The organism is Erythrobacter sp. K21-9, from assembly GCF_055808355.1.
In genome coordinates, this window is the sequence record NZ_CM147866.1 from 1,187,375 (window position 1) to 1,201,750 (window position 14,376).

At 60.3% G+C, this 14,376-nt stretch carries 8 protein-coding genes and 1 pseudogene; 4 read left to right on the forward strand and 5 right to left on the reverse strand.

Features of this window, described 5'->3' with window-relative positions; genetic code table 11:
• Positions 1 to 447: 447 nt before the first annotated feature.
• Positions 448 to 3,168 carry a TonB-dependent receptor gene (locus AC0L39_RS06030; RefSeq protein WP_473261571.1) on the forward strand — a complete coding sequence of 907 codons (2,721 nt, stop codon included), beginning with the start codon at positions 448 to 450 and terminating at the stop codon, positions 3,166 to 3,168.
• 87 nt (positions 3,169 to 3,255) lie between these two features.
• On the opposite strand, the gene AC0L39_RS06035 is transcribed toward AC0L39_RS06030, so the two are convergent.
• The 4 genes from AC0L39_RS06035 to AC0L39_RS06050 are packed head-to-tail and all read right to left on the reverse strand — an operon-like array spanning position 3,256 to position 9,305.
• The gene (locus tag AC0L39_RS06035; RefSeq protein WP_473261573.1) at positions 3,256 to 4,776 is read right to left on the reverse strand and encodes a tryptophan halogenase family protein; all 1,521 of its coding nucleotides are present in this window, start codon (positions 4,774 to 4,776) and stop codon (positions 3,256 to 3,258) included.
• Between the two features lies 1 nt (position 4,777).
• A complete protein-coding gene (locus AC0L39_RS06040) occupies positions 4,778 to 5,806 on the reverse strand; it encodes a LacI family DNA-binding transcriptional regulator (RefSeq protein ID WP_473261574.1) in 1,029 nt (342 codons plus the stop codon).
• A gap of 17 nt (positions 5,807 to 5,823) precedes the next feature.
• Positions 5,824 to 7,440, reverse strand: a complete 1,617-nt coding sequence (locus AC0L39_RS06045) for an alpha-amylase family glycosyl hydrolase (RefSeq protein WP_473262299.1) — start codon at positions 7,438 to 7,440, stop codon at positions 5,824 to 5,826.
• 26 nt (positions 7,441 to 7,466) lie between these two features.
• Complete coding sequence (locus AC0L39_RS06050; RefSeq protein ID WP_473261576.1) at positions 7,467 to 9,305, reverse strand: alpha-amylase family glycosyl hydrolase; 1,839 nt, start codon at positions 9,303 to 9,305, stop codon at positions 7,467 to 7,469.
• Between the two features lie 312 nt (positions 9,306 to 9,617).
• On the opposite strand from AC0L39_RS06050, the gene AC0L39_RS06055 reads away from it, so the two are divergent.
• The 3 genes from AC0L39_RS06055 to AC0L39_RS06065 are packed head-to-tail and all read left to right on the forward strand — an operon-like array spanning position 9,618 to position 12,647.
• Positions 9,618 to 10,799: an MFS transporter gene (locus tag AC0L39_RS06055; protein ID WP_473261577.1), complete on the forward strand. Its 1,182-nt coding sequence runs from the start codon at positions 9,618 to 9,620 to the stop codon at positions 10,797 to 10,799.
• Complete coding sequence (locus AC0L39_RS06060) at positions 10,783 to 11,253, forward strand: hypothetical protein (protein WP_473261579.1); 471 nt, start codon at positions 10,783 to 10,785, stop codon at positions 11,251 to 11,253. The genes AC0L39_RS06055 and AC0L39_RS06060 overlap by 17 nt, the downstream gene beginning before the upstream one ends.
• A gap of 5 nt (positions 11,254 to 11,258) precedes the next feature.
• The gene (locus AC0L39_RS06065; RefSeq protein WP_473261581.1) at positions 11,259 to 12,647 is read left to right on the forward strand and encodes an alpha-amylase family glycosyl hydrolase; all 1,389 of its coding nucleotides are present in this window, start codon (positions 11,259 to 11,261) and stop codon (positions 12,645 to 12,647) included.
• A 577-nt stretch (positions 12,648 to 13,224) separates the two neighbouring features.
• On the opposite strand, the pseudogene AC0L39_RS06070 reads toward AC0L39_RS06065, so the two are convergent.
• Positions 13,225 to 14,343, reverse strand: a pseudogene (locus AC0L39_RS06070) (FG-GAP repeat domain-containing protein); the annotation flags it as partial.
• Positions 14,344 to 14,376: the final 33 nt, after the last annotated feature.

A 14,376-nucleotide genomic window follows, 5' to 3' on the forward strand; every position in this document is an offset into this window, starting at 1 on the left:
TGGCCGCTCCGTCCCGCCGATACATTGCGATAAGGCTATCAAGAGGGCGGGTGCTTGCCAACTCAGTTGATTTATAGCCTTGATATATAATGATAAAACATGCGATAGCGATTGCTAAAAAATCGGTCCCTTACCGGTCCTGGTCTGTAGGTGACCCTTTCCATGACAAATGTGTGACTCGCGCGCCACAGCTTGTTGATAGTTGTACGTCCAAAAGTAATTTTCTAGTGACGGAGTCAATCAAGTATCTGATATTAAGCAAAAAGATACCAAACTTACAAGGCGCCAACGATATCGCGATTGGCGATTTACCTTCCGCACAATCTCCGCTATGAAAAAAACTGCAAACACGTAGAGAGAACGTGATGCTTGGGGAGGTTTAGAATGGGACTGAAGCGTTATTCCGCTCACGCTCGCCTGCTTTGTGGAGCAGCAACGGGCCTGGCAATGGTTGCAACAGCGATGCCAGCTGTTGCGCAGGATACTCAAACTGAAGACGTTGCCGATGGTGAAGAGAACGTCATCATCGTTCGCGGCATTCGCTCGTCGATCGAAACATCGCTCGATGCCAAGCGTGAGGCCAACTCGATTGTGGAGGTCATTTCGGCCGAGGATATCGGCCAGTTGCCCGACCTCTCCATTGCGGACTCGCTCGCCCGCCTGCCTGGCGTCACCGCGCAGCGTGTGCGCGGCCGTTCGCAGCAGATCTCCATTCGCGGCCTTGGTCCGGACTTCTCGCTCGCGCTGCTCAACGACCGCGAAGTCGTATCGGCGGGTAACAATCGCGGTATCGAATTCGACCAGTTTCCATCCGAGCTGATCGGCCAGGGCATCGTCTACAAGACCGCCGATGCGCGCCTTGCCGCTATCGGCATCGCCGGGGCTGTGGATCTCCGCACGATCCGCCCGCTCGACTTCAAGGACGACACGATCAGCCTGTCGGCGCGCTACGTCCTTAACGATAGCGGTTCGCTCAATCCCGATTTCGCTGACGACGGCTACCGGTTCTTCGGCTCCTATATCGGCCAGAACGATGTCGGAACGGTTGGCTGGTCCATCGGTGCGACCGTGCAATCGAATCCGACGCATTTTATCTCGCGTGAGCTGAAAAGCAGCGACGAGCAGACGAGCCGCGATGCAAGCGGTCTGATCTATCCGGCGGACAACCCGCGCCAGGGCGTTGTCAGCCGCGAATTTGAGCGCACCTCGGTTGCAGGCACGCTGCAATTCGAACCGAGCGATCGGTTCGAGGCTACCTTCGACGCGTTCTACACCGACACCCGGGATTCGGGTATCTTCCGCGGCACTGAAACTCCGATCGCTTCATGGAGCGGCGCAAGTTTCGATGGCGCCACCGGCAGCGGACCGTTCGCGGACACTGCAACCTATTCGGCTGTGGTTCCGATCCTGAGGACCGACACGGAAGGCAACGAATCCGAAATCTTTGCAGCAGGCGCAAACCTGCAGTGGGGCGCGACAGAACGCCTGACTTTCGTGCTCGATTTCGGCTATTCGACACTGGACCGCAACGACATCGATTACGAAAGCTATGCCGGCACCGGCGCTGCGCGTTCAGGTGCCCAGGATACGCTTACTTTCAATATGCCTGCCAGTGGTCGCTACAGCATCGATGGTGCGCTCGATTACACCGATCCTGCCAATGTCCTGCTTACCGACCCGGGCGGCTGGGGCCAGGTCGGCTTCATCAAAGAGCCGATCATCGAAGATGAACTCAGCCAGCTACGTGCCGAGGCGGATTACGAATTTGATGGCGGTTTCCTCGATAGCATCACGATCGGCTGGCTCTATACCGACCGCGAAAAGAACTTCGATTCCAACGAAGCCTTCATTCGCCAATCGAGCGCCTTCACCGATGGCGCTCTGGCAGTCCCTTCGGGCGCAATCGTTGGCACGACCGATACCGGCGGATTGAACAACGATATCCTTGCCTATGATCCGTCCAGTTTCCTCACCGACGGCACCTATCTGCTTGAAAAGGGCAATTTCGACACCGAATGGGTCGTAGAAGAGCAGGTCCACAACTTCTACATCCAGGCCAATATCGATACGGTGCTGGGCACGGTCCCGGTTCGCGGCAATATCGGCCTTCGCTATGCGGACACAGAGCAATCTTCGACCGGCACCATCGGAGGCGGCATCAACACGGTTGAGTTCGCCTATGATGACTGGCTGCCCAGCGCGAACTTCAGTTTCGAGGTCGCAGACGATTTGTTTGTTCGGCTGGCTTACGCCAAGACGATCACTCGGGCCCGGCTCGACCAGCTTGCGGCAAACCAGAATATCGGGACCAACCCGCTGGCTTGCGCCGATACGAACGGCGACCAGATTCCGGATACCGTGCTCGGCTTCAATCCGCCGCAGCTAGTCTGCTTCAACCTGAGCGGCGGCAACCCGACATTGCAGCCGTATGAATCTCAGTCGTTCGATATCTCGGTCGAGAAGTATTTCACGCGTGGCACCGCCGTTATCGTGGCTGCCTTTCACAAGGACCTGTCGGACTGGGTTATCGATTTTGCGGACACGATCGACCTCGAACAGCAGATCGTGAACGCCGGGTTCGGTTCGATCCTGACATCCGCGCCTGAGCTTGCGACAGGATCGTTCTCCGGTCCGGTAAACTTCGCTGACGGCACGATTACCGGCATCGAGGCGACTGTCCGTGTGGACTTTGTCGATATTACACCCGCACTCGATGGGTTCGGCGGCAGCTTCAGCTTCACCTACGCCGAAGCAGAAGTTGAAGACGAGACGATGACTGCGCTCGACATTCCGGGCTATTCGGAAACGGTCTGGTCGGGCGACATCTTCTACGAGAAGGATGGCTGGCAGGCGAAAGTTGCCGCACGTCACCGTGGCGGCTTCCTGTCCGAAGTGCAGAATTTCGACGGGACTCTAAGCGGCGCGGATGCGCGCAGCGAAACCATCGTGGATGCGCAGATTGGCTACACATTCGAAGAAGCATCAGGTTTCCTCGAAGGCTTCGGCGTCCAGTTTGAAGTGTTCAACCTGACCAATGAGCCGTTCGTCACGCAGAACGACCTGTTCGATGCAGGCGGACGCTCTGGCGGCAACGTGATCGGGAATTTCCCGAGCCGTCACGAGCTCTATGGCCGCACATACAACTTCACGATCCGCAAGAATTTCTAACGGGTTTTGGGTTGAGGGGGCGTCGGGTCGCATGACTCTCCAAGGGGGCTCGCTGGAAACAGCGGGCCCTTTTTCTTGTAGCAATCCTCAGGCGGCGAGGGGGGATTTGCAGTGCCGCGCGAGGAATTCGGCGTGCTCCGGCATTTCGGCGACCGCACTGCGCATCGCTTCGGAGATCGCTTTCATCCGGTCGGCTACCGGCACGTGATTGCGCATCTCGGCCATCGCCGGCGCCTGTCTCGGGACGATATCCTGCCCGAGATAGACCGCGATCCAGCTGGGATTGGCAAACAGTTCGCGCTCGTCCGAAACGATCATGCCGTGGCTGCGGAAATGATCGATCTTGTATTGCAGGCTGGCGGGTATCTCCATCGCCGAACAATAGCGCCACAGCTCCGCATCGTCGCGAGACGTGGCCTTGTAATGCAGGATCAGGAAATCGCGGATGCGCTCATATTCGGCGGTTGTCTGCGCGTTGTACTCGCTCGCCAGAAGCGGTGACATTTCGCGGTCCGGCATCAGCGCGAGCAGCCGCAGGATACCGTACTGGATGAGGTGGAGGCTGGTCGATTCCAGAGGCTCCATAAAGCCTGCCGACAGGCCGATAGCGACGCAGTTGCGTTCCCAAAACTTCGCGCGTCGCCCGGTCACGAAGCGCAGGGTGCGCGGATCGCCCAAGGGCTCGCCGTCGAGTGAGGACATGAGGGTATCGGTTGCTTCATCTTCGCCGACATATTCGCTGCAATGGACATAGCCGTTGCCAGTGCGATGTTGCAGCGGGATGCGCCATTGCCACCCGGCCGATTTGGCGGTGGAGCGTGTGTAAGGCGTGATGGTGTCCTGGCTTGCGCAGGGCACTGCGATGGCACGGTCGCATGGGAGCCAGTGTTGCCAGTTCTCGTATCCCGCCCCGAGTGCACCTTCGATCAGCAGACCGCGAAAGCCGCTACAGTCGACGAAGAACTCGCCCGCGAGAGTAGCGCCATTGTCCAGGGTGACGCTCTCGATAAAGCCGTCCTCGCCGTGCAGAGCCACCTCCACAACGCGGCCTTCGACCCGCCTGACCCCGCGCGCCTCGGCAAATTTGCGCAGAAACGCGGCGTAGAGCCCGGCATCGAAATGGTATGCGTAATCGAATGTCGACTGGATCTTGCGCCGGTCGGCTTGCGGGCGTGCGAACTTGCCCGCTTTCGCCATCGCCCAGCACATCGAGAAATCGTCTATCGGCCCCTCGACACGTCCGGCGAGGGCTTCCCGCATCCAGAAATGATAAAACGGGACCTTGTCGAATTCCGCGCCGTATTGCCCGAACGGATGGAAATAGCTGTGACCAATGCGCGACCAGTCCACGAACTGTATACCGAGCTTGAAGGAGCCCGACGTTTCGCGCACGAAAGTCGCTTCGTCGATGCCGAGGCGCTGGTTGAAATTGCGGATTGGCGGAATGGTCGCCTCGCCCACACCGACCGTGCCGATCATTTCGGATTCGACCAGGGTAATCTCGCAGTTGCCGCCTACAGCGTCGGCAAGCGCCGCCGCAGTCATCCACCCCGCGCTGCCGCCGCCGACGATGACGATCTTTTTCAGCGGGCCGGGCGGATTTGGCATCTCAGCCCCCGCAGCTGTCGCGGATCAGCAGGCTGGTTTCAAGCCGCTCGGAGCTCGCCTGCCCGCCTTTGGTATCGATCAGTTTCGACACCAGCATCCGCCCTGCAAGATTGGTGTCCTGGTCGATCGTGGTGAGGCGAGGGGTCACCAGCCGTGCGGCGGGAATATTGTCGTATCCTACCACCGATACGTCTTCCGGGACCGATCGCCCGCTCAGGCTGAGCGCACGCATCGCGCCGATTGCGATCAGGTCGCTTGCTGCGAAAATCGCGTCGAAGTCCAAACCCCGGCTGATGGCCGAGCGGGTTGCAGCTTCGCCCGAATGCACATCGAAATGCGCCGGCACGGTGAGGCTGTCGTCCAGCGCGATAGCGGCTGCCTCGAGCGCCTGCCGATAGCCGCGAAACCGTTGCTCGGCCTCGGGCGCTTCGGTATCGCCAAGGAACAGCACGCGCTTTCGGCCAAGCCGCAGCAGGTGCGAGGTTGCCCGGCGTCCGCCCGCGACATTGTCCGAACCGATGGTGCAATATTGTGCGTCGCCAAACTCAGCTCCCCACACGACGAACCGGTCGTCGCGCGATGCGAGCGAGTTGAATGCCTGGTGCAGCGAGCTTTGTCCGATGAAGATCATGCCGGTTGCGCGGCTCGTGGTCATTGCGAATTCGAGGTCTTCGGCAGAGCGCGGGAAGACATGGCTGATGACGAGGTCGACATTGCGCTCGCGCGCAGCCTCCGCGATGCCTGCCAGCAATTCGAGGAAGAAGGGGTCGGCAACGCGGGTTTCGCGGGCCTGGGGCGCGGGCACGATCACCGCGATGGTCGCCTCTGCTCCGACCGGTCCGCTCGGCATGTTGCGGCGAAATTCGTAATCGTGCGCCCGCGCGATTTTCCAGATTTCCTGCTTTGTGCGCCGCTTGACCGCCGGGCTGTCGTTGAGCGCCCGCGACACGGTCGAAATCGATACGCCGGCTTCGCGAGCGATGTCTTCCAATCGCGCGTTCTTTTTAGCCTTTACCTCGGCGTCATCCATTCCGTTTGTGGCTCCTGTTACCTGGCCCAGTACCCTGTCCTGGGTTCGAGCCGGGACGGGATCGCTCCATCTGCATTGGCTGAGTTCTCATCGGCAATCACCTTGGCAGCGCCGAAGCGCGCGGGCGGTGACCACTCGGTCATCTGATCCCCCAGATTGAACACGCACAAAACGTCGCTTTCATCCGATGTTCGCACGAATGCGACGATGCCTGCCGGAGTGTCAAGCAAAGTGCTGCCGCCTGCAATCATTGCGGGCAGCGACCCGCGCAGCGACAGGAGGCCGCGCGTGTAGCTCATGGTCGAGCGCGCATCGGTCAATTGGCGGTCGATCGCGCGCTCTGCATGGGCCTGATCGAGCTTGAGCCATGTCCGGTTGGCACAGGAAAACCCGGCCTGCGGTGCGCGCGCGGCCCAGGGCATCGGAGTGCGCGCGCCGTCGCGGCCCAAAGTGTGCGGCCAGTTGGCGATCGCTTCGGGGTCCTGCAGGTCTTCGAACGCGACGTGTCCCTGCGGCAGGCCCAGTTCCTCCCCCTGATAGATGATCGGATTTCCGCGCAGCGAAAGCAACAGGAGCATACTAAGCCGGGCCACCTGCTCGAAATCCTCATCACCCGCCCAGCGCGTGACCGATCGCGGTGCATCGTGGTTCGAGAAGGCCCAGGACGGCCAGCCTTCGTCCGGCGTTCCGTCCCAGTGCGACAGGGTTTCGCGGACGAGGGCCGCGGTTAGCTCGGGCGCATAGAGAAAGTCGAAGTTGTAGGCTGAATCGAGCCGTTTTCCGCCTTCGGTGAATGCCTTCATTTCGGCGAGCGGATCGGGGCCGCCAACCTCTGCCACGGTAAAGCGTCCGGGGTATTCGTTGATGACCGAACGGATGCGTTCGAGAAAGGCAGGAATATCGTCATGCGACTGGTTGAATTGCTTGATCTGCATGTCGAAGGGCCGCGTAACCTGCTCAATCGGCACACCTGAGGGCGGGTTGTCTCGCAGCTGCGGGTCATGCATCGAGAAATTGAGCGCATCGAGACGGAACCCATCGACGCCCCGGTCCAGCCAGAACCGGGCCACATCGAGCAGCGCGTCCTGCACGTCGCGGTTGTGGACGTTGAGGTCGGGCTGGCAGGTCAGGAAATTGTGAAGGTAATATTGCCGCCGCGGTCCGTCCCATTGCCATGCCGAGCCGCCAAAGACCGACTGCCAGTTCGATGGCGGCGAGCCGTCGGGCTTGGGATCGGCCCAGACATACCAATCGGCTTTCGCGTTGGTGCGATCCTTTCGGCTTTCCTCGAACCAAGCATGTTCATCCGAGGTGTGCGAATAGACCTGGTCGATAATGACCTTCAGGCCGAGCCGGTGTGCCTTCGCGATGACGGCATCGAAATCCGCGAAGTCGCCAAAGCTGGGGTCGATCCCGCAGTAATCGGACACGTCGTAACCGAAATCCTGCATCGGAGAGGTGAAGAACGGCGATATCCATATCCCGTCCACGCCGAGCGACGCGATATATTCGAGCCCCTCGGCGATACCGCGAAGGTCGCCGATACCGTCGCCATTGATGTCGCGGAAACTGCGCGGGTAGATCTGGTAGATCACAGCCCCGCGCCACCATTCATCCGCACTCGCCAGCGTCATGCGGTTCGTTGTCGCAAATGGCTCGTTCAATTGCCCACCTCTGAAACGCGGGCCACGCACCAGCCGAACGGTGCGAGCTCCAGTTTGACGCTGCCGGGAGCTGCAACCGATGCAGGGCAGGTGCCGTGCAGCGTTTCCAGCGCCCGAGCTGAATAGCCGATCGTGGAGGTTGCGCTCAAGCTTTCCGCATACGTATTGAATGCAAGCAGATATTCATCCCCGGTTTCCGGATCGAAGCGCGAGAAGCTGACGAGGCCGGGGCCGATATCGTCGAAAGTCCGCGTGACTTGTCGGCCACGCCTGAGCCCTGCGCGCTGCGCCCGGATCACCGCGAATTCCCTGATCAGCGTGTAGAGCGGATGCGCGGTGTCGAAATTGGCCTGCGCGGTCGTCGCATCGGTGCCGATCAGGTCGTTGTCATTGTAGCTCTCGGTCAGGCTCGCAAACATGTCCTCGCGCGCGGCCTGGTCGTTGCCATCGCCGACAAAGCCTTGCTCATCGCCTGAATAGATGACCGGCGACCCGCGCAGCGTCATCAGCATCGCATGACCCAGCTTCACGCGGGCGAGCAGCTCGTCCTGAGAGACATTGGGATTTTCCGCTTTGATGAGTGTCGAGAAACGGCCCATGTCGTGATTGCCAAGGAAGGTAGGCATTGTCCGCGCCGCATCTTCGCCGCCCTCGTAGTTTACGTCGCCCGAGAACATTTCCACCATGACGCCTGCTGGCTCATTGCGCGCCAGAGCGTCCCGCACCGCTGCCTGGAATGCGAAGTCGAGCACCGCGGGAAAGCCATCGCGGCGCGTGAAGCGGGCGAGAAATCCGCTGTCGCGGCTGTCCGAATACACCTCGCCGAAGATGTGGAAATTGGGAATGCCTTCCGCCTCGGCAGTTTCGAGCATGGCAGGAACAAATGCCTGCCAGAACTCCGGATTCACATGCTTGGCGGTGTCGATCCGAAAGCCGTCGATTCCGAAGCGGGTGATCCAGCTTCGGTAGATGTCGATCATCCCGTCGACGACGCGCGGATGCTCGGTGTAGAGATCGTCGAGTCCGGCAAAATCGCCGTAGCGGCTGCTTTCGCCCGAGAAAGTCGTGCTGCCGCGATTGTGGTAGTAGAGCGGATCGTTGAGCCAGGCTGGAGCTTTCACGTTCTTTTCCGCCTCGGGCACGACCGGGGTGTAGGCAAAGTCGGGCGAGGTCAGTTTGGCAAAGTTTTCTGCTGTCTGGACCTCGTCGCCGAGGAACCCTTCGTTGATCGGCTCGCCATCGGGTCCGCCGCGCCGGGAATAGGGGTAATCCGATAGACTGCGATATGCATAGTCGAATGCGTCGCCCTCGGTGTAACCGATCACATCGGCAGTGTGGTTGGTGATGATGTCCATATAGACCTTCATCCCGCGCGCATGGGCGGCGTCCACGAAAGCCTTGAACTCATCATTGGTGCCGAAATGCGGATCGATCGAGGTGAAGTCGGTCACCCAATATCCGTGATATCCGGCGCTTTCATCGCCTTCAGGGCCCTGAACAGGCTTGTTCTCGAAGATCGGCGCGAACCAGATCGCGGTGATGCCCATGCCTTCGAGATAGTCTAACTTTTCCGTCAGTCCCCTGAGGTCGCCGCCGTGATAGAAGCCCTTGTGCGCGGGGTCGAAGCCGTGGGTCAGCCGATCCCCGGCAATGCCGCCGCGATCATTGGAAGGATCGCCGTTCTCAAAGCGGTCCGGCAGCACGAAATAAACCACTTCGTCCTCTGGCGGACGCTCCCGGAAAGCGGGAACCTCTTCCGGTGTTTCCGACATGGCAAACGCCGTTCCGGACATGCCGAAAAGCGCCGCAAGCGAGACCAGCAGGATTCGTTTCATCTCTAACCCCTCCGACCATCTAAATGCCATCATGCTTCGAAGTTTGCAATTCTTTGTATCGCAAATTTTCGCAGGTCATGAAACTCGAATTATGCTTTTTTTTTATGACTATGAGACAATTCAAAGGCTTCGATGCACAAACCTATCCGCAGCATCATGCAAAGATTCTTGCAAATTTTTGCAAGAACGTCAGACTGTGGGCTTGCCAACGCACCGGAGAGTGCGCGGCAACGCTCGAACTGGTAGAGCGCAATGGGGCCTCTTGTCACGCATGGCGGCGACAACGGGCACGAGAGGGTGAGAGGGATCGACATGAACAACGCGGCTGGCAAGCTGGCGGAAAACGGCGCGGCGGAATTAGGTCCGGGCCGCAAACCGGCGATGAATCCCGCGCAAATCTGGAACATGAGTTTCGGGTTTCTCGGGATCCAGATCGGGTTCGAGCTTCAGAACGGCAATGTAAGCCGCATTTTCCAGACACTCGGCGCGGAAGTGAACGAGCTTGCGATTCTATGGATCGCGGCACCGATGACCGGACTGATCATCCAGCCGATCATCGGTCACATGTCGGACAACACCTGGGGCCGGTTTGGCCGACGCCGTCCGTACTTCCTCATCGGCGCGATCCTCGCCAGCCTTGCGCTGTTCATCATGCCGAATTCGCCGACCTTGTGGGTCGCAGCGGGGATGCTGTGGATCATGGACGCCTCGCTCAACATCACGATGGAGCCGTTCCGCGCATTCGTCGGCGACAATCTGCCCGACCGGCAGCGGACGCGCGGCTATGCGATGCAGAGCTTTTTCATCGGGGTGGGCGCGGTCATCGCGGGGTCATTGCCGTGGGTCATGACCAACTGGATGGGCCTGTCTAATACCGCACCTGCAGGCGAAATTCCCGAGACGGTCCAGTGGGCGTTCTATATTGGCGGCGCAGCGCTGCTGCTGGCGGTACTCTGGACGGTGTTCAGCACGAAGGAATACAGCCCCGATGAAATCGCCGGGTTCGAAAAGGCGCGGCACAAAGCGCTGGGCATCGAGCAAGGTTCGCATGAAACCGTTCGGCGTCTCACCAGCCAATTCTTCAACGGCGGGGCCATCTGGATTGTCATCGGCGCGGCATTCGCCGCGTTCGTCCTGTATTCCCGCACCGAGCCGCGCCCTGACTGGCTCGGCTCGGTCGAGATGGGCAAGGAGCTCTATATCCTGGCGGGCCTGATCGCAGCATTCGGGGTGATCCAGATCGTCGCAGGATTGCTGCGCCGGTCAGGCAAGGACCAGGGCGGCTTCATGGAGGTCGTCAACGACCTGTTCGCCATGCCCACGACCATGCGCCAGCTGGCGGTGGTCCAGTTCTTCAGCTGGTTCGCAATGTTCGCGCTGTGGATCTACGGCACGCCTGCGGTCGCCGATTACCACTTCGCCTCGCCCGATCCGGCGACGCGCGGCTATCAGGATGCGGCTCGATTACTGGGGATTGATGAGCGCGGTACGTAATGGCTTGGCCGCTGCCGCAGCCCTCGGTTTTGTGCTGATCGCATCGAAGGTCGAGCGGCGGCATCTGCACAGCTTCAACCTGGCGGTGGGAGCAGCCGGATTTGCGGCGATGATCCTCATCCGCGACCCCTCGCTCTTGTGGGTCTCCCAAGTGGGGCTGGGGATTGCATGGGCTTCGATCGTCTCGCTGCCTTATGCCATTCTCGCAGGTTCCGTCCCGGCGCGGAAAATGGGCATTTATATGGGCATTTTCAACATCTTCATCGTCGTGCCGCAGCTGATCGCTGCGACCTTGCTCGGGTTCCTGCTGACGGTGTTTTTCGACGGAGCGCCCGTTTATGCGATGGCAATAGGGGCGACGTCATTCGTGCTCGCTGCCATAGCGACCTTGTTCGTGACCGATGGGGCGAGCGCCCTGAAGGAAGCGGGCGGCGATCTGGCGGAGGCGGGATGATGATCATGCGCACTTTCGCATTCGCATTTGGCGCGTCGCTATTTCTGACAGGTTGCGATGCCGGCAGTCAGGTTTCGGGCCAGACCGCGAGCCCGTACGAGCCGCAGCCATATGTCCAGTTCGAAAACGCCGAGTGGACCCGCGATGCGGTAATCTACCAGATGAACACCCGCCAATTCACGCAGGAGGGCACGTTTGCCGCCGCGCAAGAGCACCTCCCGCGCCTTGCCGAAATGGGCGTCGATATCGTCTGGCTGATGCCGATCCATCCGATTGGAGCGGAGAAACGCAAGGGAACGATGGGGAGTCCCTATGCGGTGCTCGATTACCGCGCGGTCAATCCCGACCTCGGCACGGACGAGGAATTCCGCGCCTTTGTCGAGCGCGCGCACGAGCTGGGACTCAAGGTCATTCTCGATTGGGTAGCGAACCATTCGGCGTGGGACAGCGCGCTGGTGACCGAAAATCCCAATTGGTATACCCGCACTCCCGAGGGCGAGATGATGCCGCCGGAGGGCACGGACTGGTCCGATGTTGTCGACTTCGACTACTCGCAGCCGGACCTGCGCGAATACATGACCGGCAGTCTGACCTATTGGGTGCGCGAATTCGATATCGATGGCTACCGCGCGGACGTGGCGGGATATGTCCCGCTCGATTTCTGGGAGACCGCGCGCGCGGAACTCGACACAATCAAGCCGGTCTTCATGCTCGCGGAATGGGAGACTCGCGACCTGCACGCCAAGGCGTTCGATGCGACCTATGCGTGGGGGTGGAAGGAAGCGATGCAGAAACTTGTCGCCGATGGCAGCGGCGCGAACGAGATGCGCGGCTATTATTCGGGCCAAAGTGTGACATGGCCGCGCGCGGCCTACCGCATGGTCTACACAGACAATCACGACCAGAATTCATGGGACGGCGTTGCCTCGGAAATCTATGGGCCGGCCTATGAGGCGGCTATTGCGCTCAGCTTTGCCGGGCCGGGCATCCCGCTGATCTATAATGGCCAGGAAGCCGATCTCGACCGGCAGCTCGAATTTTTCGAGAAGGACGAGATCGATTGGAAGACGGGCCAATACGATGCGCTGCTTCGCCAGCTGATCGCGCTCAAGACCGAAGAACGCGCGCTGTGGAATGGGCGCTACGGTTCGCCTATGGTCGAGGTTCCGAGCAGCGCCAGTGAGGATGTGCTGAGCTTCGTGCGGGGCGAGGAGGGTGAGCGCGTATTCGCCGTGTTCAACCTGTCACCGCGCGCGCATGAAGTGACGTTCGAGCTTGGCCGCCATCACGGGGACTACGCTGACGCGCTAACGGGAGATGCAATGCGGTTCGCAGAGGGTAGCGCGCTTGCGCTTGAGGCGTGGGGCTACCGCATCTTCCGCGAATCCGATTGAGTATCAGGGCTGGTCGATAACCAGCGTTTGACCGGCGGACACATCCGCGCGGATCGTCTCGGTTCCGTCGGGCCACACGATGCGCAATCCGGCTCGTTGTATGCGAGCCCATCCCGAAGATCTGGTCGACCGAATTGTGCGAGGTGAAATTGCTGTTCACCGCCACCATCCGGGTCTGCGCGGTGTCGGCGATGGTCAGCGTGAGCACCGCGCCGATTGCGCGCGTATTCGGCGCCTTGCCGCGAAGGCGCACTTTCAGCGTGTTCGCGCCCGACAGGTCGTTGCGCCAGACATAGGCAGCGTTGCTCGCCTCGGCGGTGAGCAACAGCACATCGACATCGCCGTCATTGTCGAAATCGTCGCACACGACCCCGCGCCCCTGGTCGGTGTCCTGAATGGAAGATGTGGCTGCTTGATCGGTGAACGTCCTGTCGCCCGCGTTCATCCACAGCCGGGTCGTGTCGTTGACGTAATTGGATGCCGACGGGTCCTTGCCCGCTTCCCAGCCATTTGTCTGATAGATATCGAGCCAGCCATCAGCGTTGAAATCCGCGAAGCACGAACCCCAGCCCCAGCCGCCCGGCTCCACTCCCGATGCAGAATTGCGGACAAAGCCACCGCCTCCTGTGTTGTCGAACAGGCGGTTGCCATTGATCGACGATACGAACCAGTCGAAATCGCCATCATTGTCGAAATCGCCGATCGCTGCACCCATGCCATTCTCGTCATCCGGCGTGAACCCTGACGCGCTGAAAGTGCCGTTGCCGTTGTTGAGCAGGACCTTCGATCCGCGGAAGTCCGACACCATCAGTATGTCGAGATCGCGGTCCCCGTCGATATCGGCAAAACCGGGCGCGAAGGTGTAATCGTAATTGCGACCCAAAACGCCAAGCGGAAGGTCGAATGCGAGCAGGGTGGCAATCCCGCTCGTCTGGCTTGCAGGGGTAAAGCGCATTACGCCCCCGCTGCTGTCGTTGCGCCATAAGGTCTCGGTTTCGCCGGGCACGGCCGGATTGCGGGGCGTGCCCCAATGTGCCAGCAAGACATCGAGATCACCGTCAGCGTCATAATCGCCGAGCGCCATGGAAATCGTATGGTCGGAATTCGCGGTATCGAAGCCTGTCCCTGCCGTCACATCGGTAAACGTGCCGGCCCCGTCATTGGCGAAGAGCTTTGTCGGGCCCCCTTCGAGCCCGCCAAGCAACAGATCGAGATCGCCATCACCATCAAGGTCGCCAAAGGTCGGACCGCTGTGCCGTCCATTGCTCGATCCGCCAAGTGTGTAGGCGAGGCCCGCGGAAGCTGCGCGTTCCTCGAAGCGGGTGCCGCCCTGATTGACGTAGAGCAGGTTCGGGCCGCTATCGCCGCGCGCAACGAACACGTCGAGATCGCCGTCATTGTCGATATCGCCGGAAGCAGCCCCGCCTGCAAATTGCGCAACCATCACATTCAGCCCGCTAGAGAACCCGAAGGAATGTCCGATACCCATTGCCGCGGTCCGGTCCGAGAATGCTGTGATCGGACCTGCTGGAAGAGTGTCGGTCGCGACTGGCGTAGGGGTCGGGATCGGCGTTGGTGTGCCAGCAATTGGACCGACGCCCGGCACAGCCGAGTTACCACCATCGTCGCCGCATCCGGCGAGCGCCGCGAGGCAAAGCCCTGTACTGGCCAATGCGGCAAAGCGCACGTTCGTCATCGAATTCCTCTCCCCGAAGCGCGGGATCTGTCA